This is a genomic window from Flavobacterium ardleyense, assembly GCF_033547075.1.
In the GTDB taxonomy this organism is placed as follows: domain Bacteria; phylum Bacteroidota; class Bacteroidia; order Flavobacteriales; family Flavobacteriaceae; genus Flavobacterium; species Flavobacterium ardleyense_A.
On record NZ_CP137891.1, the window covers coordinates 1,382,952 to 1,403,493 of the forward strand.

Annotated in this window: 19 protein-coding genes; 17 read left to right on the plus strand and 2 right to left on the minus strand. The window is 35.2% G+C overall.

The genetic code is table 11. From position 1 onward, the window contains the following. Nucleotides 1–3 precede the first annotated feature (3 nt). The 4 genes from SBO79_RS05990 (at nt 4) to SBO79_RS06005 (ending at nt 6,396) form a co-directional block, all read left to right on the plus strand. On the plus strand, nt 4–2,469 hold the full coding sequence (locus SBO79_RS05990; RefSeq protein WP_318643039.1) for an exopolysaccharide transport family protein: 2,466 nt from the start codon (nt 4–6) through the stop codon (nt 2,467–2,469). Between the two features lie 13 nt (nt 2,470–2,482). Continuing rightward, nucleotides 2,483–3,469 (plus strand): SDR family oxidoreductase, encoded by a 987-nt coding sequence (locus SBO79_RS05995; RefSeq protein ID WP_318643041.1) that lies wholly within the window; start codon nt 2,483–2,485, stop codon nt 3,467–3,469. 264 nt (nt 3,470–3,733) lie between these two features. After that, nucleotides 3,734–5,125, plus strand: coding sequence for a UDP-glucose 6-dehydrogenase (locus SBO79_RS06000; RefSeq protein WP_318643043.1), 1,392 nt, complete (start codon nt 3,734–3,736; stop codon nt 5,123–5,125). 395 nt (nt 5,126–5,520) lie between these two features. Continuing rightward, nucleotides 5,521–6,396, plus strand: a complete 876-nt coding sequence (locus tag SBO79_RS06005) for an alpha/beta hydrolase (protein WP_318643045.1) — start codon at nt 5,521–5,523, stop codon at nt 6,394–6,396. Between the two features lie 70 nt (nt 6,397–6,466). On the opposite strand, the gene SBO79_RS06010 is transcribed toward SBO79_RS06005, so the two are convergent. Next, complete coding sequence (locus tag SBO79_RS06010) at nt 6,467–7,783, minus strand: phospholipase effector Tle1 domain-containing protein (protein WP_318643047.1); 1,317 nt, start codon at nt 7,781–7,783, stop codon at nt 6,467–6,469. 220 nt (nt 7,784–8,003) lie between these two features. On the opposite strand from SBO79_RS06010, the gene SBO79_RS06015 reads away from it, so the two are divergent. Genes SBO79_RS06015 through SBO79_RS06030 form a run of 4 tightly spaced genes read left to right on the plus strand, consistent with a single transcriptional unit; the run spans nt 8,004 to nt 10,649 of the window. Continuing rightward, nucleotides 8,004–8,627: a hypothetical protein gene (locus tag SBO79_RS06015; RefSeq protein ID WP_318643049.1), complete on the plus strand. Its 624-nt coding sequence runs from the start codon at nt 8,004–8,006 to the stop codon at nt 8,625–8,627. A gap of 9 nt (nt 8,628–8,636) precedes the next feature. Beyond that, nucleotides 8,637–9,266: a hypothetical protein gene (locus SBO79_RS06020; RefSeq protein WP_318643051.1), complete on the plus strand. Its 630-nt coding sequence runs from the start codon at nt 8,637–8,639 to the stop codon at nt 9,264–9,266. After that, the gene (locus SBO79_RS06025; protein ID WP_318643052.1) at nt 9,236–10,012 is read left to right on the plus strand and encodes a sensor histidine kinase; all 777 of its coding nucleotides are present in this window, start codon (nt 9,236–9,238) and stop codon (nt 10,010–10,012) included. Before SBO79_RS06020 ends, SBO79_RS06025 begins: the two co-directional genes overlap by 31 nt. Beyond that, a complete protein-coding gene (locus SBO79_RS06030) occupies nt 9,996–10,649 on the plus strand; it encodes a response regulator (RefSeq protein ID WP_318643054.1) in 654 nt (217 codons plus the stop codon). The genes SBO79_RS06025 and SBO79_RS06030 overlap by 17 nt, the downstream gene beginning before the upstream one ends. 439 nt (nt 10,650–11,088) lie before the next feature. On the opposite strand, the gene SBO79_RS06035 is transcribed toward SBO79_RS06030, so the two are convergent. Further along, nucleotides 11,089–11,454 (minus strand): four helix bundle protein, encoded by a 366-nt coding sequence (locus SBO79_RS06035; RefSeq protein WP_318643056.1) that lies wholly within the window; start codon nt 11,452–11,454, stop codon nt 11,089–11,091. A 317-nt stretch (nt 11,455–11,771) separates the two neighbouring features. Between SBO79_RS06035 and SBO79_RS06040 the strand changes: the two genes are divergently transcribed. The 9 genes from SBO79_RS06040 to SBO79_RS06080 all read left to right on the plus strand — a co-directional run bounded on the left by SBO79_RS06040 (nt 11,772) and on the right by SBO79_RS06080 (nt 20,390). Beyond that, on the plus strand, nt 11,772–12,272 hold the full coding sequence (locus tag SBO79_RS06040; protein WP_318643058.1) for an ArsR family transcriptional regulator: 501 nt from the start codon (nt 11,772–11,774) through the stop codon (nt 12,270–12,272). A gap of 47 nt (nt 12,273–12,319) precedes the next feature. Further along, nucleotides 12,320–13,603, plus strand: coding sequence for a nucleotide sugar dehydrogenase (locus tag SBO79_RS06045; RefSeq protein WP_318643060.1), 1,284 nt, complete (start codon nt 12,320–12,322; stop codon nt 13,601–13,603). An 88-nt stretch (nt 13,604–13,691) separates the two neighbouring features. Further along, nucleotides 13,692–14,180 (plus strand): UpxY family transcription antiterminator, encoded by a 489-nt coding sequence (locus SBO79_RS06050; RefSeq protein WP_318643062.1) that lies wholly within the window; start codon nt 13,692–13,694, stop codon nt 14,178–14,180. Between the two features lie 335 nt (nt 14,181–14,515). After that, nucleotides 14,516–15,565, plus strand: coding sequence for a dTDP-glucose 4,6-dehydratase (gene rfbB, locus SBO79_RS06055; RefSeq protein WP_318643450.1), 1,050 nt, complete (start codon nt 14,516–14,518; stop codon nt 15,563–15,565). Nucleotides 15,566–15,569: 4 nt separating this feature from the next. Next, nucleotides 15,570–16,442, plus strand: coding sequence for a glucose-1-phosphate thymidylyltransferase RfbA (gene rfbA, locus SBO79_RS06060; RefSeq protein ID WP_318643064.1), 873 nt, complete (start codon nt 15,570–15,572; stop codon nt 16,440–16,442). 8 nt (nt 16,443–16,450) lie between these two features. Then, complete coding sequence (locus tag SBO79_RS06065) at nt 16,451–17,326, plus strand: sugar 3,4-ketoisomerase (protein ID WP_318643066.1); 876 nt, start codon at nt 16,451–16,453, stop codon at nt 17,324–17,326. Continuing rightward, nucleotides 17,323–17,769 (plus strand): acyltransferase, encoded by a 447-nt coding sequence (locus SBO79_RS06070; RefSeq protein WP_318643068.1) that lies wholly within the window; start codon nt 17,323–17,325, stop codon nt 17,767–17,769. The genes SBO79_RS06065 and SBO79_RS06070 overlap by 4 nt, the downstream gene beginning before the upstream one ends. Nucleotides 17,770–17,777: 8 nt before the next feature. Next, nucleotides 17,778–18,899, plus strand: coding sequence for a DegT/DnrJ/EryC1/StrS family aminotransferase (locus SBO79_RS06075; protein ID WP_318643070.1), 1,122 nt, complete (start codon nt 17,778–17,780; stop codon nt 18,897–18,899). 3 nt (nt 18,900–18,902) lie between these two features. Beyond that, the gene (locus tag SBO79_RS06080) at nt 18,903–20,390 is read left to right on the plus strand and encodes an O-antigen translocase (RefSeq protein ID WP_318643072.1); all 1,488 of its coding nucleotides are present in this window, start codon (nt 18,903–18,905) and stop codon (nt 20,388–20,390) included. The last annotated feature ends 152 nt before the right edge of the window (nt 20,391–20,542 follow it).

The window sequence follows — 20,542 nt, forward strand, 5'->3', positions numbered from 1 at the left end:
AATATGCTAGATAATAAAGATTTTAGCTTTCTTGAGCATCAAAACACTTTTGACTTTAAAGGTTTTTTGATCAAAACTGCTAGCTACTGGCGGTGGTTTTTGGCAAGTTTAGTCATTGCTTTTACAATTGCACATCAGGTAAATATTCGAAAAGAAAAAATTTACTCAATGGATACTACAATAGTAGTGAAGGAAGAAAACAATCCGTTTTTCACTTCCAATACTTCACTAGTATTTAATTGGGGAGGTACATCAGACCAAGTGCAGAATATATCTTCGACGATAAAATCTCGAACTCACAACGAATTGGTTGTCGAGAAATTAAATTACTATATAGATTACCTTATTCAGGATGATTACTATACTCGCGATGCCTATGGCGCTGTGCCGTTTTATGTGAATTTGGATAAAAAAAATGCTAATATTTTAAATCAAGCAGTTTATATTAAATTCCTAAGCCCTAATGAATTTAATGTTAGGTTAGAATTCATAAATCCAACTGCCGAAGTTGTATATTATGCAGAGAATAAACATTCTGAACTAAGAGTTGCAGAAGGCGAATTTTTAAAAAGCTTTAAGGTAGGTGAAAAAATTGCTTTGCCGTTTCTGAACTTCGTTGTAGAAATGACCGATCAGCCCGGAGACTATATCGGAAAGGAGTATATTGTAAAATTCCGAAATTTTGATGATGTTGTAGCCTCATACCGCGGAATTAGCGCGGACATCGATGCAAAAGCAGGCTCGCTGATCACGCTCTCGTTACAAGGAACGAACAAGGCTCGGATGGTAGACTATCTCAATGAAACAGTCAATACACTAATCAAGTCTCAACTTGACAGAAAAAACCAGTTTGCAACAAACACGATCGCCTTTATTGATAGTACTCTCGCCGCGATGGACAATCAACTTAAAGTTTCTGAAGGTGAAATGAAGTCGTTTACCAAAGACAAAAACGTTTTTGATATGGAAGCCGACGGAAGTATGATTTCGGGCAATCTGTTGCAATATGATGTTCAGAAAGATGGGATTTTACGCAAAATAGCCTACTTAAATTCCCTAAATAACTATCTTAAAAACAGTGTGGATTTTTCTAAACTCCCTGCTCCTTCGGTAGCTGGAATCGACGATCCGAATATTTCAAGCAATGTGTCTAAAATAATCGCACTATCGGCCGAGCGTTCAGAGTTAGCATATACTGTCAAAAGTGAGAGGCTTTTTAATGATTTTGATGTGCAAATTGAAGCTTTGAAAAGAGTGTTGTTAGAGAACATTAAATCCGCCAAAAGAGAAGTTGACTATGATTTATCATTAGTAAATTCGAAAATTGCCGAAATTGAAAGTGACATCCGAAAGCTTCCTGCAGACAAGCAAGAGTACGTGAAAATTAAGCGAAAGTATGATCTTAGCGAAAGCATAATTAATTCGTTTCTAGCCAAACGTAATGAAGCCGAAATTGTTAAAGCTGCCAATTTATCAGATATACATTTTATCGATTCGGCCAAAGATATAGGTCGTGGTCTTGTTGGTCCTAATACTAGCGTCAATTATATTCTTGCTGCTTTTTTGGGAGTGATAATTCCGCTGTTACTAATTTTTGCGTTGTTTTTTATTGAAGATTCTATTCTCAATACCGATGATATTACTCGAAATACAAATGTTCCTATCATTGGAGTTATCGGACTTAAAGCAGGTAATTCAAATTTAACAGTATTTGAAAAGCCAAAATCTGCCTTGTCAGAGTCTTTTCGAGCAATAAGATCTTCACTACAATTTATATACAAGAAGAATAATCTTGAAAAGAGTAAAACATTGCTACTAACTTCCTCAATATCTGGCGAAGGCAAGACATACTGTAGTATAAATCTGGGAACTGTATTCGCGTTAAGCGGAAAAAAAACAATTTTGGTAGGACTCGATCTGCGTAAACCTAAAATATTTGAAGACTTTGGACTTACAAATGAAGTGGGTGTTGTTAATTATTTAATTGGTCAATCAACTTTTGATGAGGTAATTTTTTCGACTGATATACCGAATTTGGATGTAGTCAGTTCTGGACCTATTCCGCCAAACCCCTCAGAGTTATTAATTGGGGAAAGTATGGTAGAATTTATTAATAAGCTAAAGGAAAATTACGATTATATACTTCTAGATACGCCGCCCGTTGGACTTGTTTCTGACGCAATTGAATTATCGAAATTTGCGGATGTCACCTTGTATGTAGTGCGACAAAATTACACGAAGAAAGAAATGATTCGTCTATTAAATAATAGAACTGAACGCAATGAGCTTACAAATGTTTCGATAGTTTTTAATGGATATCAAAACAAAGCGAAATACGGTTCAGGTTATGGAGATGGTTACGGCTATGGCTACGGTTACGGCTACGGGAATTACGCGCAAGGATACCATGATGATGAAGAAGACCACTCATTTATGGGAAAAATTAAAACGATTTTTAAGAAAAAATAATAATTGATTACTGATGATAGATAACGAGAATACAACGATTTTGATTACTGGTGGAGCAGGTTTTATAGGCTCTAACTTGTGTGAATATTTTATAGGAAAAAATTATAAAGTTGTTTGCCTAGATAATTTTGCAACTGGTCATCGTCATAATCTTTCGGCGTTTATTGATCACAAGAATTTCACTTTAATCGAAGGAGATATCCGCAATTTAGAAGATTGTAAAAAAGCTGTTGACGGTGCTTCGTATGTTTTGCATCAGTCAGCATTGGGTTCGGTACCGCGCTCTATCAATGACCCTATTACTTCTAATGACGTAAATGTTTCAGGTTTTTTAAACATGCTTGTAGCAGCACGTGATGCCAAAGTTAAACGCTTTGTATATGCTGCGAGTTCATCTACTTACGGAGATTCAAAAGGGTTGCCGAAGGTGGAGGATGTTATCGGAAAGCCACTTTCGCCTTATGCAATTACAAAATATGTAAATGAATTATACGCCAATATCTTTAGCAGTAGCTACGGACTTGAAACTATAGGTTTAAGATATTTTAATGTTTTTGGACGGAAGCAAGATCCAAATGGCGCTTATGCAGCGGTAATTCCTAAGTTTGTAATGCAACTTATGAATAATGAAAGTCCCGTAATTAATGGTGACGGTAACTTCTCAAGAGATTTTACCTATATTGATAATGTAATTCAGATGAATGAGCGAGCAATGACTACTCAAAATCCTGAGGCCGTAAATACTGTTTACAATACTGCTTACGGTGATAGAAATACGTTAAATGATCTTGTTGGGTATCTTAAAGAATATCTTTCTGATTACGATGCAAAAATCGCGAACATCGAAGTTGTTTACGGACCAAATAGAGCAGGGGACATTCCGCACTCTCTGGCAAGTATCGATAAAGCTAAAGAACTTTTGGGTTATGATCCACAGTTTTCTATCAAGGAAGGACTCAAAGAAGCAGTTGGTTGGTATTGGGAAAATTTGAAGAATTAGAACTAGAGGTGGGAAGATTGGAAAGTTGGAAGATTGGAAGGTTGGAGGATGAGAAGACGAGATTTCGTCAGCAAATGAATCAATTGAGCTGAGTGAAACAATCAATCAGACCTATATTTTTGAAGAGTAATACGGTTTTAAGATTTAATGTTTATTTGCGTTCTTTGCGGAGAATGTATTTAAAATGTAAGAAGAAAGTTAATAAAAAAATGCAATATGAAAGCTGGTAGCTGATGCCGCTAAATCTACTTAAGTAAAAATAATATGAATATAAAGAAAATTTGCTGTATTGGTGCAGGATATGTTGGTGGACCTACAATGGCAGTAATTGCTCAAAAATGCCCATCTATACAAGTAACAGTTGTCGATCTTAACGAAGCTAGAATTGCTGCTTGGAACGATACCGATTTAAATAAACTTCCAATTTACGAACCAGGGTTAGCAGAAATTGTAGGTGAAGTGAGAAATAGAAACCTCTTCTTTTCTACAGAAGTTGAGAAGGCAATCGAGGAGGCTGATATGATCTTTATCTCTGTAAATACACCTACAAAAACCTACGGTTTGGGTAAAGGCATGGCTGCAGATCTAAAATATATCGAACTTTGTGCTCGTACAATAGCACGAGTAGCAAAAACTGACAAGATTGTAATAGAAAAATCAACACTGCCAGTACGTACTGCCGCGGCAATTAAGAGTATTTTGGATCATACCGGAAATGGTGTGCAGTTTCAAATATTATCAAATCCTGAGTTTCTTGCCGAAGGTACTGCTGTAAAGGATTTACTCGCTCCAGATAGAGTTCTGATCGGAGGGGATGACTCAATCGAAGGTCAAATTGCAATTGCCGAATTGGCTTTTATTTATTCAAATTGGGTCCCTCAAGAACGCATTCTTACCACAAATGTATGGTCCTCGGAGTTGTCAAAACTTACCGCAAATGCTTTCTTAGCACAACGTGTTTCTTCGATCAATGCGATGTCTGAATTGTGTGAGAAAACCGGTGCCGATGTCAATGAAGTAGCTTCGGCAATCGGAATGGATAGCCGTATAGGTCACAAATTCCTAAAAGCTTCTGTAGGATTTGGAGGCTCATGTTTCCAAAAAGATATTATGAACTTGGTTTATATCGCGCAAAGCTATGGCTTGCAAGAGGTTGCTGACTATTGGGAGCAAGTAATCATTATGAACGATCACCAAAAAAGGCGATTTGGCCGCAACATTGTAAAGACTCTTTACAATACTGTAGCCGACAAAAAGATTGCTTTCTTAGGTTGGGCTTTTAAGAAAGACACTAACGATACTCGAGAATCAGCGGCGATTTATGTGGCTGCCGATTTACTTTGCGAGCAAGCAAATATTGCGGTATTTGACCCAAAAGTTACCGAAATGCAGATGAAATCCGATTTAGATTTGGTTTTGGCCGGATGTGATGAAACTTGTAGTCGAGATGTTTCTATGCAGGAGGACGCTTACAACACTTGTAAAGATGCACATGCAATTGCTGTTTTGACAGAATGGGATGAATTTAAAACCTACGATTGGCAGCGCATTTATGATAATATGATGAAGCCTGCTTTCATTTTTGACGGTCGAAATGTCTTAGATCGCAAAGAGTTAGAAACAATTGGATTTATTTACAAAGGAATTGGATCTTAGTAGTAAGACTAGAAGTTAGGGATTAGAGACTATAAATCAGGAAATTGATAGCCAAATTCTTATTTAAGATATTAATTTTTATTTGGAGCTTTTTCCTGCTGTCCACTGTATCTTTCCTGCCCCAAAAGAGGGGCAGGAAAGGATGCCGTTCCCATCAGGGCTAGGGCTATTGTAGTTATTTCGACTATTTGTCTTCTGATTGCAGATGATTTTTTTAAATGACTATAGCTTTACGGCAGCCATTATAGTTGAGGTTTTGTAGACGAGATCACATCAAGTTTATCTATAAAGGGTATGCACGTAGATTACTATGAGAACGTCTCAAAACCATATATTATATTAAATCGTAGATGGTAGTTAAGTTTTCAAAAATATTTTTGACGTAAACCAAAACTATGAGAGCACAAGCTGTAAACCGTAAACTGTTAACTTTTAACTATTTCTCAATAATTCTTATTCTCTTTAGCAGCGTATTTGCAAGCTGTAGTTCAAGCAAATTCAAAGATGTTAGCTATATCACAAATAGTGATCAGTCAAATGTAAAGCTCAATATCTTTGTACCTCGCAAAGAGTCAAAACATCCTATGCCGGTTTTGATTTTTGTTCACGGTGGGAATTGGAATACAGGCAGTAAAAATATGTACGGATTTATCGGACGAAATTTTGCCAAGAAAGGCATAATCACTGTAATTCCCGCCTACACATTAAGTCCAATAGCGAACTACGATCAAATGACCCGCGAAATTGCAGCTGCGATGCTTTGGACAAAAGAAAATATACATCTTTATAATGGAGATGGTCAAAAACTCTTTGTTACTGGGCATTCCGCTGGCGGTCACCTTGTTGCTTTGGCAACACTTAACAGCAAATACGGAATTCCAACCGAAACTATTTCAGGCATTATTCTCAATGATGCTGCTGGATTGGATATGAAGCACTATCTCCAAGAATATCCACCCACGGATGAGAGTAACTATCTAAGTACATGGACCAATGATAAAGACGAATGGAAAAATGCATCTCCAATTTACTTCCTCAACGAGAGGTCTCCTCCATTTCTAATTTATACGGGTAAGAAAACCTACCCTTCGATAAAAGTCGCTAACGACAGATTTTTAGCTGAGTTAAAAAAGTATCAACAAAATGTTCCAACAATTTTAGTTGATAAAAAGCACATTCCTATGGTGCTGCAATATTTCTGGCCTTGGAATAAGCGTTATAACGAAATTGCTGATTTTATAGAAGGTACTTCCGCTACCGCTAGGCAATAGTATGCTGTAAATATGTAATAGTTGGAGAATTAAACTGTAGGTCTCATATAACTTCAAATCCTCTGTCCAATTACATTGCCGCTGCACTATTTAAAAATGAAAAGCTTTTCCTAGAAGTCAAAGTTTTACCAAGTAACGAAATTTTAATTTTCCTCTTATCTACAGCAATCGATGCTTTGGCTGCAGCCGAAAGGTGCACGTATTTTTGAACAAGTGGTGCGTCTAATACATTAAGTGGAGAGCTGAAGTTTTTCACGTTTAACAATAAATCACGACAATCTAATAATGTGCTGAAAAAATATCCCAACTCGGCAGGGATGGGGTGAGCTACTTCAAATTTAGCGTGATCAAATGGCACTCCAAATTTTACCGCGGTATCGACCATCAATCGTGCATACAATAATTGTAAGTGTCCATAAATGTTTTTACGACAATTAACTGCAGTGTATCCGCCACGAAAGATGTTGTATTCAAACTTCATCTGAGCAAACAACGGAGCTAGAAGTAAATTTGAATCAATTAAATTTTGAATGCTTTCTGCTAAGCCTGTTGCAATATAAGTAGGCTTTGTGTTTATGATAATATTCTCATCTTCAAATAATTGACAGCCTCCGCCAATATCTTTGTGAGATCCAGGCACTGCAAATTCAAAGGTATTGGTAACACGGTTGGACGAACTTCCAAGAGTATCTAAGTTGCATGACGTTGCATAGTGTGTGTTATTTGTAACACTTAGCAACGGAAAGTTTTCCCTAAATTCATGTAGTGCAGTTAAATGAAAAGTTGCATCTGCTTTAATTTCATTTAAGTCGAGATTGATTTTGGCATTGGCTACCCCGCTAAAATCAGTTTTGGTTCCATCAAAAAGGCCAATAAATCCAAAGCTAATTCCTTTTAAAATATTATTATGTACGCAAAGCACGGAGGCAATATCATCATTTATAGTCCCGTTAGAGTGCAGCAAGTTTGCAAAATTCCGCGCTAATGCTGCTCCTACACTAAAGCCAAATAAATCTATTTTTAAATTTAGTGTAACTTCCTTATGTTGTGCACAGAATTCCTTTAGAATATCGATTAAATTTCTAAAAGCAATATTTGTTTTAGAATTTACTTCATACGGGTCAAAATCGGTGATAGAGTCAGAATCTTGTTTGCTTCCTGAAGTTGTAGAGTTACCGCCTCCAACATAGATAGATTTATTAAAAGCATTTCTTTTGCTATGAATATTAGAGTATAGCCGGTAGATATTAGATTGTAGAATATCATGTTCTGCTACAGGTGTAGAAGCGTTGGTATGTATTGATATTTTTTCATTTTTATCAAAAGCATCATTATTACCACCATCAAAAAACAAACTAATTCGGAGTGTCTCATTTTTACTTTTCATAACTCTACTATTTTCAATTAATAATGAAGACTTTATCCTTTAGATTTTTCTGAATTTAAAAAATCAATACTGCAGTAAGCGTGTAGTATTTAAGAATCAAAAGTCTAAAGCAAAGTAACGGTAGAAGAGTTAAACAATCGCAAGGGTTTTCCTAGGATTTATTTTAAAGGGATAATCCTATTTAAGTTTTAAATGGTTATTTTTGAATAAATTTTATAAAATGAACGAACAAATTGTAACAGTTATTTCAAGTATTTCTAGATGGAATGAGGTAAAAAAGGATAAGGAAAAAGTTTTTTCTCTATGGCAGCAATGTTCGTCTTTTAAAGTGATACTTCCTCCATTTTCTAATTGTAAGGATAATTTTCATATCTATTTTGGAGTTCAAGAGAATAAGCAGACGATGTCAGATACAATTGTTATGCATATTATCTCTGATTATAATGATAACCCCGAACTTATAAAAAATTTCGAAAACGCAGAGGATTATATTTTTTCAATCGTTTTAGATAATAAAATTGGTTCAGAGCCGGCAGAGATTGACGAAGCTGAAGCAAGACGGAGAATTATAGCTTGGCAAAATCCTGAAATCCTGAAAGAGTATTTAGAGAAAAATGAAGCTTATGACGTTTTTAGCATCGGTAAAGATGATTTTTTATTAGAAAATGGTTATTTGGCATATTTTGGTATGAAATTCAATAAAAATCAAATAACTACTTACAGTCCAGATTTGATCATACAGAATAATAGCCCTGAACATTCCGCAACCTATTATGATTTGGCTAGAATTTGCCCACCCTATGGTACCGAAAGTTTATTCGGACTACAAGATTTATCATCTTAGTCGGCGATTATGAGTGTTTTAGAATTACTAAAAAATATTTCACTATTCTCAAGTATAACCACCATTGTTTTAGGTTCTATTTGCTTATTACTCGCGGCGTCAAAATGGAAGGAAAGTTCATTGTTTTGCAAATACCTTGTTCTTTGTGCCCTTACCGAAATTGTAAATTTGTATGGAGCTTATGCAGTTAAACATACTTTAATGATTATTCCAATATTTAGCTTTTTTGAACTACTTATTTTTGTCAATTACTTCAAAACTCAGTATGCTGCAAAGAAATTAAATATAATTCTGTTTCTAGGAGGATTGCTAGCAATTGTCGATGCTTTACTGATTTATTATAATTCAGTAGGAAGTGTCTTTGTTGTCTCGAGGGTGTGCAACTCGGTTATTCTCATCGCCCTAGCATTTTACAGTATTTACAGTTTGTCACTTCCTAAGCGATTTGTAAAGCTTAATTTTGGTATTGTACTGTACTTCTCATTGACATTTGTGCATTTTCTACTACTGAATTTGCTAATTAATGTCAAGGAAAGCGAAATTTTTATTATTTGGATTACCTATTCATTGGCTTGCGTTGTTTTTAACTTTTTGTTATTATTTGATTCATGGAAATTTGGAAAAATCCACAGGTTGTAATATTTTGGGTCTTCGCCATTGTACTGTTTATCATTTTTCTGATTGCGGCATTTTATACCTTATATATGAAATCGCTGGCAAAAAGTCATCAGTTGGAAATTGATAAGAAAAATATTGAGCTGGAAACGCAGTTTGATTTGAGTCAATCTGTGATAAAATCCCAAGAAGCAGAACGGGAGCGCATTGCACGTGATATGCATGACGGTTTTATAGGTGAACTGGTTAGAATGCAGTATAAAATCGGAATGGAACAAAGTGTGACGGCTTTAGATATTAAGGAATTAGTTGTAAAATCTCGAAATATTATTCATGATCTAAGTCCTCCAATGATTAATGAAAGCTCTATAGATCTGCTTATTGAGGAAGAAATAAAGAGATATGCAGATTCATTCGGATACCAGTTTTATAGTAATACTCAAGATCAAATGGTTGCAATGAATTCTGATACTAAAATAAATATTCTGAGAATTTTTCAGGAACTACTTCAGAATACCTTCAAATATGCAAATGCGTCCGTGGTCAAGGTTAGTATTTACCAGCGTAAAGACGTACTTTTCCTTAATTACCAAGATTTTGGTGAAGTTGGGAAAACCGAAAATTCAGATAATGAACTTGGTGGCAATGGGCATAAAAATATTAAATTTAGAAATCAATATTTGAAATCTATTTATAAATTTAGGTGGATTAAAAGTGGAGGACTGAAATATTGCATGCTTTTAAAAATAGAAGATGAAAAAAACAATTGATATTATTGATGATGATGTTTTGACAGTTGCCTTGCTTTCTGAATTTTTGGAAAGCAAAGAAAAAATTCAGGTTAGAAATCAATTCCATAATTGTCAGATTGCTTTAGATTATTATGACAGTACCAATATACCAGATTTAATTATTTTAGATTACCAGTTAAAGGACGGTACTGGAAATGATGTTGTATCCTTTCTGAGAACAATATCTGAAGAGGTGCCCATTTTATTAATGTCGACACATTTTCAAGACAACCAAATTGGCAACGTATTAAAAAGTGGATTCAGCGCATATGTGCCAAAAGGACTTTTGCCTACTGAATTGTTGCAAATCCTGTATCAAGTTTTAGAAGATGGCTATTATTTTTCGAAAGAGCAACTGGTCTATCTTAGAGGGCAAATTAACGAAAACACTCCCAAAATTCATCTCACCGTCAAAGAACTTTATACCGCTAGAGAATTGGAGATTATAAACTTAATTGCTTTACAAAAGACCACTAACGAAATTGGAACTGCATTATTCTTATCACCCAAAACCATCGAAGGTCATAAAAATAATATATTTATCAAAGCCAATGTGAAGAATGCCGCTGGCTTGATGCTTTATGCAATGCAGAATGAGTTGCTTTCGATTGGATAGGAAGGGTTTGGATAGGAAGATAGGAAGGTGTTGGATAGGAGGATTGGAAGATAGGAGGATTGGAAGATAGGAGGATTTGAAGATTGGAAGATAGGAGGATAAGAGGATTGGAAGATAGGAGGATTGGAAGATAAGAGGATAGGAAGATAGGAGGATTGGAAGATAAGAGGATAGAAAGATAAGAGGATAGAAAGATTTGAAGATAGGAGAATAGGAAGGTGTTTGATAGGAGGGCTGGAAGCTAGGAGGATTGGAGCATGACAGTGCAGCAATTATATATTAAATCAGAGAATCGAATATCATTAGATATCAATGCGAAAACCCACATGGCGCGACGCTGCCGCTGGACGTCATTCTAAAAACAACATGATTTTCTCAAAGTACCATTATCCTTATACATAATATCATCCTATCTAGCACCTTCTTATCTAACCCCTTCCTATCCAATTACGCTTTTTCTAAATCGTATTAGACCTGCAAGCATTTTTCCAATTTCATCTAATTTTCGCTGCAAATGTTCGTAATCATTTTCGTTGGTAAATTGCAGATTGTAAGCAATAGTCAGTTGTGTTTCTAATTCCGCTTTACTACCCAAAGAAATATATAAAAAATGAATGAACTCTTTGTTGCCTTGTCTTGCAGCGCCTTCGGCAATATTCGAAGGAATCGAAACCGCAGCTCTCCGCATTTGACTCACTAAACCAAATTGCTCTTCTTTTGGGAATTTAGCCGTGCAGGCATACAGTACCGTTACAAAATCGATTGTCAATTTATAAACATCAAGATCTTTATATGATGAACTCATGGTCTAATATTAAGGTAATACCAAATTAGTATATTATTTTGATCAAAAAAAGGAATATTTCTTTAACACACAATTCACCTTAAAATAGCCCTCTTTTCTTCCTATCCAAAACTTTCCTATCCTCTTATCTAGCACCTTCTTCTATACAGCCTTCCTCTACAGCCTTCCTCTACAGCCTTCCTCTCCAAAACCTTCCTATCCTCTTATCTAACTAACACCTTCCTATCTTCTAAAACAACAAATGATTAATAATTAAAATATTATTTGTTGTTTTAGATTTATCGAGTACTTTTGTTGCGCAATAAATTTTTGTTAAAATGTTAGATTCCTTAATCACTTCAAAAACTCGTTTACGATTATTGGTTAAATTCTTTATGAATGTTGCCAATGAAGGGCATTTGCGTGGGTTGGCGACGGAATTTAATGAATCTACAAATTCCATTCGAAAAGAGTTGAATAATCTCTCGGAAGCAGGTTATCTTGAAAAAGAAAATGTGCAAAATCGAGTTTTGTACAAAGCAAATAGCAAGCATCCGCTTTTTGGGTCACTGCAGAAAATAGTGCGCACCTATATTGGACTTGATGCTATTACTGCGCAAGTTTTGGAGCGAATGGGCTCTGTAGATAAGATTATAGTTACAGGAGATTATGCTAATGGTATCGACTCCGGAATTATCAGTATTACACTTGTAGGTAAGTCGCTTAACAAAGAATACGTTGAGCATCTATCTGCGAAAATAGAAGGGATAATAAATAGAAAAGTAGTATTTTCGCTTTCTGAAAATGAGGTAGAGGGACTACAAGTTTTTCAAGCTTAAAAATTTTAAAAATTTCAAACAAGGTTTATTAAATAGAACAAGAGAATATGCAAACAAAAAAGATCGCAGTAATAGGATTAGGATATGTGGGTTTGCCATTGGCGCGCCTTTTTGCAACTAAATATCAGGTTGTAGGATTCGATATCAATAAAAAGAGAATTGCAGAGCTGCGTTCAGGAACAGATAATACTTTAGAGATTTCTGATGAAATTTTACAAGAGGTACTAGTTCCTAATTTTGACAATGCTAGTACAGGGCTGCTATGTTCAGACAATCTTGATGACATTCGTGATTGCACGATCTATATAGTGACCGTTCCTACTCCTGTGGATAAAAATAACCGTCCTGATCTGACACCACTTTATAAATCTAGCGAAACGGTAGCGAAAGTTTTGAAAAAAGGCGATATCGTTATTTACGAATCTACGGTATATCCAGGTGTTACTGAAGAAGAGTGCGTTCCAGTTTTAGAACGTCATAGTGGTCTTACATTTAACCAAGATTTCTTTGCAGGATATTCGCCAGAGCGCATTAATCCAGGAGATAAAGAGCATACGGTCGAAAAGATATTAAAAGTAACTGCTGGATCCACTCCAGAAATTGGAATTGTTATAGATAATTTATATAAAACTGTTATTACAGCAGGAACACATCTGGCACCAACAATAAAAGTTGCTGAAGCAGCAAAGGTGATTGAGAACTCGCAACGAGATATAAATATTGCATTTGTAAATGAGCTTGCGAAGATTTTTAATTTATTAGATATCAATACCCACGACGTTTTGGAGGCTGCTGGAACAAAATGGAATTTTCTTCCATTTAAACCAGGTCTTGTTGGTGGACACTGTATTGGGGTTGATCCTTATTACTTAGCTCAAAAAGCACAAGAAAAAGGCTATCATCCTGAGATTATTTTGGCAGGCCGAAGACTTAACGATAGTATGGGGGCTTACGTAGCTTCACAAGTTGTTAAGTGTATGATTAAAAAAGGAGTTTCGGTAAAAAACGCCACGCTATTAATGTTAGGAATTACTTTCAAGGAAAATTGTCCTGATGTTCGTAATACTAAGATAGTAGATGTAGTAGCAGCTCTAGAAGATTATGGAATCACTGTAACTATATATGACCCTTGGGCTAATACTGCAGAAGTAGAGCATGAGTATAAATTAAAAAGTCAGAGCACACTTCCAACTGATAAATTTGATGCAGTTGTTTTAGGTGTAGCGCATAACGAATTTTTAGATTTGAATATTTCACATTTTCAAAAAGAGAATTCGGTACTATACGATGTTAAAGGAATTTTGAAGTGTGAAGTTGACGGAAGGTTATAAATAAGAGCTAAATAATCAAAAAAAGCTAAATGAATAGATTGGACATTCTCAAACTTTCATTTTTTAAATCTTTCAATTTTTAAATTATATGTTGAATTGGTACGCCCTTTATACAAAGCCTCGCAAGGAGCAAAAAGTAGCGCAGCAATTAGAGCAGTTAGGTTTTACGATATATTTGCCACTTAAGACCGAAATCAGACAGTGGAGTGATCGTAAGAAGAAAGTTATTTCGCCTATGTTTTCTTCTTATGTTTTTATACAGATCGACGAATCTAAACGGCAGGAAGTTTTTATCATTGATGGAGTTTTGAATTACGTTTTTTGGCTAGGAAAGCCAGCAGTTATTCGAGATGAGGAGATGACAGTAATGCGCAGAGAAATTGATCAACCAAATAGTGATATTTTCGTCACTACAATTCAACCTGGAGAGAAGATTGAGTTGCAGGAAGGTTTATTCAAAGGACAACAAGCAACTGTTGAATATATTTCAAATCAAAAAACGCATTTGTTTCTGCCTAGTTTGGGAATAAAGTTGGTTATTTCCTCCCCCCAGCCCCCTCCGAAGGAGGGGGAGTAAAAACGTTTCTTTAAGAATTGTAGGTGGTGAAGAGGAAATATGCTATGATAAGCCGGGGCCTCCCGTCAGTACCTTCGAAGGAGGGGGAATCCAAATCGTCTACGTAAGGTAGTTATATGGAATAGGGATTAAATGGCATTTTAGATAAGAAATATTAGAAGTTTTAGTTCAATTGAGCACAAAAACTTATTTTCCTAAAATACTGAGACAGTAGATTATATGTCTTAATAAATCGAATTTGTGAAGCCTAAATGGGACTCACGACGCGAAGCTGTGCGAAGTTATGATTGATTTAAAAATAAAAATAGTTTAAAGTAGAAGAGAGTTTAAAGATGATGAAAAATATTCTTATTACTGGCGGTGCTGGATTTATCGGTTCGCATGTTGTTCGACGGTTTGTACAAAACTATCCTGATTATAATATTTATAATTTAGATGCTCTTACCTATGCAGGTAATTTAGAAAATATAAAGGATATTGAAGACCTACCCAATTATACTTTTATAAAAGGGGATATTTTAGATGCTGATTTTATAGATAATTTATTTGATCAACATAAATTTGATGGCGTGCTGCATTTGGCTGCCGAATCTCACGTTGATCGTTCTATAACAGATCCCTTAGCGTTCGTGAAAACAAATGTAATAGGAACAATGAATCTTTTGAATGCTGCCAAAAAATTGTGGAATGGAAATTTTGAAAATAAACTTTTCTACCATATTTCCACTGACGAAGTTTATGGCTCATTGGGCGAATCGGGACTATTTACAGAAACCACATCTTACGACCCAAATTCACCATACTCAGCTTCAAAAGCGGCCTCTGATCATTTTGTAAGAGCTTATGGTGAGACTTATGGTTTGCCTTACGTTATCACAAATTGCTCAAATAATTACGGACCAAACCACTTTCCAGAAAAATTAATTCCACTTTTTATAAATAATATCATCGAGAAAAAGCCTTTACCAGTTTACGGAGATGGAAATTATACGCGTGACTGGTTATTTGTAGAGGATCATGCTGTAGCAATCGATTTAGTCTTCCACAAAGGTCGTAATCATGAAACTTATAATATCGGTGGTTTTAATGAATGGAAGAACATCGATTTAGTAAAGCTACTCTGTACTCAAATGGACTCAAAATTAGGTAGATCAGCTGGAGAATCTGCTAAATTGATTACCTATGTAAAAGATAGGCCAGGACACGATTTGCGCTACGCTATTGATGCTAGTAAAATCAACACTGAACTTGGATGGTCACCTTCAGTAACTTTTGAGCAGGGACTTGAGAGAACGATAGATTGGTACTTATCAAATGAAGCTTGGTTGAAAAATGTTACATCTGGTAACTATCAAAAATATTACGAAGAACAATATAAAGCATAATAAGATGAAAGGAATTATTTTAGCTGGCGGCTCAGGAACAAGATTACACCCCCTTACTTTGGCGGTATCAAAGCAATTGTTACCAATATATGACAAGCCTATGATTTACTATCCTTTGTCTGTCTTGATGCTGGCGGGTATTAAGGAAATTTTAATTATTTCAACGCCACATGACCTGCCCAACTTTATCAAATTGTTAGGAGATGGAAGTCAGTTCGGGATTAAACTTGAATATGCTGAGCAACCGTCACCTGATGGATTAGCACAAGCGTTCATTATTGGTAAAGAATTTATAGGAAATGAGGATGTGTGCCTTGTATTAGGAGACAATATATTTTATGGCGCTGGGCTACAGAAATTACTTGTAGAATCTGTTAGAAAAGTCAAAGAAGAAAAGCAGGCCGTCGTATTTGGATATTATGTTGATGATCCAGAGCGCTATGGGGTTGCAGAATTTGACAAGAGCGGAAAAGTGTTGAGTATAGTAGAAAAACCAACTCATCCAAAATCAAATTATGCTGTAATTGGCTTATACTTTTACCCAAATTCAGTTATTCAGGTTGCCGAAAATGTAAAGCCGTCACATCGAGGCGAATTAGAAATTACAACAGTGAATGAGTATTACTTAGAACAAGAGGAATTGAGTTTACAAGTTATGTCTAGAGGATTTGCATGGCTAGATACAGGAACGCACGAAGCACTGACCGAAGCTACTGAATTTGTAAAGGCTGTAGAAAAAAGAACAGGACTTAAAATTGCGTGTTTGGAGGAAATTGGCCACTCTATGGGCTTTATTTCTACTGAAGAATTGCAAAAAAGTCCTTTAATGGATGGTAAATCGACATACGCCTCATACTTAAGAAAAATCGCAAAATAATTTAGAATATGGAACATTGTAAAATTATTGAGCTCCCAAAAATTCAAGATCCTCGTGGAAATCTAACTTTTTTGCAAAATCCTGACCACTTGCCATTTGAAGTTCAGAGGGTTTTTTGGATATACGATGTACCTGGTGGTGAAGTACGTGGTGGCCATGCTTTTAAAAAACAAGAAGAGTTTATAGTTGCAATTTCTGGAAGCTTTGATGTAGTAATTGATGATGGAGAGAAAAAAGAAGTATTTCATTTAAACCGTTCTTATAAAGGCTTGCATATTCCTGCCGGTATGTGGAGAAGCATGGAAAATTTCTCTACTAATTCTCTCGCGTTGATTTTGGTTTCGACAACATTTGATGAGAATGATTATATAAGATCGTATGATGAATATCTAGCATACAAACCTCAATTATCTGACCACAATTCTAGCAAAAAAGAGGGAGTGGTAGAAAAGCGATTTGATCTTTCCGTAAGCACGGTTGAAGATTGCAAGGTATTGGAACTTGACAAAAATCATAGAGACAGAGGAAATATTACTGTAGTCGAAAATCACAAGCAAGTTCCTTTTGATATTAAGAGAGTCTATTATTTATATGATGTCCCTGGAGGTGAAGATCGAGGCGGACATGCTCACAAGGATTTGTATCAATTAATTATGGCGGCTGGAGGTAGTTTTGATGTAACTCTTGACGATGGAGTAAATAAGAAGAAAATTACTTTAAACAGGCCATACCAAGGGTTATATGTTGTACCTGGAATTTGGAGAGATATAGATAATTTTTCTTCTGGATCCACTTGTCTAGTCTTGGCATCGCAAAAATATGATGAACAAGATTATATGAGAGATTACCAAAATTTTACAGCTATTAAAAATTTAAGAAAATGATTCATCCATTATCAGATGTACAGGCAGTAGTGCCAAAAACAACTCGCGTTTGGCAATTTGTTGTAATATTAAAACATGCATTAATAGGCGAAAATTGTAATATTTGCAGCCATTGCTTTATAGAAAATGATGTTCAGATTGGAAATAATGTTACGATAAAGTGTGGCGTTTCTTTGTGGGATGGAATTACAATTGAAGAAGATGTTCAGATTGGTCCAGACGTAACTTTTACAAATGATAAATATCCTAGGGCGAAACAGTCATTTGTTTTACAAAGAATCACAATAAAAAAAGGGGCTTCTGTTGGTGCAGCTTCAGTTATACTTGGTGGTGTCACTATTGGTGAAAACGCGATGATAGGAGCGGGAAGCTTGGTAACTAAAGACATTCCAAACAATGAATTATGGTACGGAAGTCCAGCAAAATTTATAAAAAACATATAATATCACAAATGATAAAATTTTTAGATTTACAAAAAATAAATGCACAATATGCCGCCGAATTAAAGCAGGTTGCATCTGATGTAATTGATGCAGGCTGGTTTTTAATGGGAGAGAAATTAAGTAATTTTGAAACAAAGCTGTCTAAATTCACAGGAGCAAAGTATACTATAGGAGTCGCAAATGGTTTAGATGCTTTAAGGTTAATTTTGAAAGCATATATAAATTTGGGCGTGATGAAAGAAGGAGATGAGGTAATCGTGCCTGCAAACACCTACATTGCATCTCTCCTAGCAATAACAGATAATCGTCTTGTACCAATCTTAGTAGAGCCCAATGAGAAAAGCTTTAATTTAGATCTTGATTTAATTGAAAAAAGTATTACATCTAACACCAAAGCAATAATGGTGGTTCATCTTTATGGACAAATTTGCTGGTCAAATAAATTAAATGAATTAGCTGAAAAATATAATCTAAAAATTATTGAAGACAACGCTCAAGCTATCGGTGCGATTTGGAACGGAATTAGTTCAGGTAATTTAGGAGACGCTGCAGGATTTAGTTTTTATCCAGGTAAAAATCTAGGTGCTTTAGGCGATGCTGGTGCAGTCACAACTAACGATTCTAAATTGGCAGAGCAAATCCGTGCTCTAGGAAATTACGGCAGCAAAAAAAAGTATGTCAACGAATTTCAAGGTCTTAATAGCAGGATGGATGAAATTCAAGCAGGCTTTCTTGCTGTAAAATTAAAATATATAGAAGCAGAAAACCAACATAGAAGAGCGATCGCAGAAAGATATTTGTCTGAGATTAAAAATCCATTAATCCATTTACCAGTACCAGTTAATGAGTCAATATTTGTTAAAAATAATAAAGAACATGTTTGGCACTTATTTGTATTACGTACTAAAAAGAGAGACGCATTCCAAAAGTACTTATTAGATAATGGCATACAAACTTTAATACATTACCCTACCCCACCAAATAAGCAATTGGCGTACTCTAATATGAATCATTTAGATTTTTCATTAACTAATATAATCCACGATGAAGTAGTAAGCCTACCAATAGGGCCAATTACTACATCAGAAGAGGTTGACAAAATTATTAGTGTCGTAAATTCTTTTTGTTAAGTTGTGAACGAACAAAAATCGTCTTATCGGCAAGTAATGAAAGCCACCTCCATTTTTGGAGGTGTTCAAGTATTTCAAATTATTATAGGCATTACTCGCTCTAAATTTATCGCAGTTTTATTAGGTCCAACTGGTATGGGTATAGCTGGTTTGTTAACATCAACTTTAGGTTTAATCGCTGGTTTAACAAACTTTGGACTGGGTACAAGTGCTGTTAAAGACATTGCAGCAGCCCATAGTTCTGGTAATGAAACTCGTTTGGGCATAGTTTCAAAAGTTTTTAAGCGTTGGGTTTGGATAACAGGCTCATTAGGAGCTTTGATAACTGCAGTATTATCACCATTGTTAAGTGAGTTAACTTTTGGAAATCGAGACTATACATTTGCTTTTATCTGGATTTCAATTACACTACTTTTAAATCAAATTAGCGCAGGACAAGGCGTTATGTTGCGTGGTACAAGGCAGATTGCTTATATGGCACAATCGGCAATGATTGGAAGTGTTATAGGGCTTTTTACAACAATCCCCCTATACTATTTGTACGGAGTAGAAGGTATCGTTCCAGCAATTATAATTTCGGCTATTACCTCATTATCATTAACGTGGTGGTACGCTAGAAAATTAAAAATTAAGGATGTTTTTGTATCCAAAGTGCGAACTATCGCTGAGGGTAAGGGAATGCTTAAGATGGGATTCTTTATTAGCTTGAGTGCTCTCATAACTCTTGCCGCATCCTACCTTGTTCGGATATTTATTAGTAATTATGGTGGGATTGACCAGGTTGGTCTATACAATGCCGGATTTGCAATAATTAATACGTACGTGGGGATGATTTTTGCCGCAATGGGTGCGGACTACTATCCTCGTCTTTCTGCCGTATCACATAGTAATACGCAATGTAAGGAAGTTGTTAATCAACAAGCAGAAATTGCATTGCTAATTTTAGCGCCAATTTTGATGGTGTTTTTAGTATTTATAAATTGGGTGGTTATTGTATTATATTCCTCGCAATTTATTGCGATTAATTCAATGATATATTGGGCGGCTTTAGGTATGTTTTTTAAAGCAGCTAGTTGGACAATCGGATTCCTTTTTTTGGCAAAAGGAACAACAAAATTATTTTTTTGGAATGAGTTAATTACAAATATTTACCTTTTACTTCTAAATATTATTGGTTATTATTTCTGGGGATTGGCTGGATTGGGAATTTCATTCTTAGTCGCCTATTTCCTGTATCTTATTCAAGTATATTGGATCGCAAAATCGAAATTTGATTTTTCATTTGACCGAGCATTCATCAAAATATTTTTTGTGCAATTTGGATTGGCAATACTAAGTTTTATAGCAGTCCAATTTTTCACATCTCTCTTTGCTTATGGTATGGGGATTATTTTGATAGCTGTATCATGTTGGTATTCTTGGAAAGAGCTCGACCAACGACTTGACCTTAAAACACTCATTGTTAATATGAAGAAGAAATTCAAAAAATAGTATTTAAAAATGGGTGCATAATATGTAATTATGCATAATTTATATCAAGATTTACTTAAAAGTTTTTAAAAAAAATTAAAGATTATACTCAGTAAAATACCTACGTTTTATTAGCGTTATATATCTTATAATTTACAAGTTGTTAACAATAA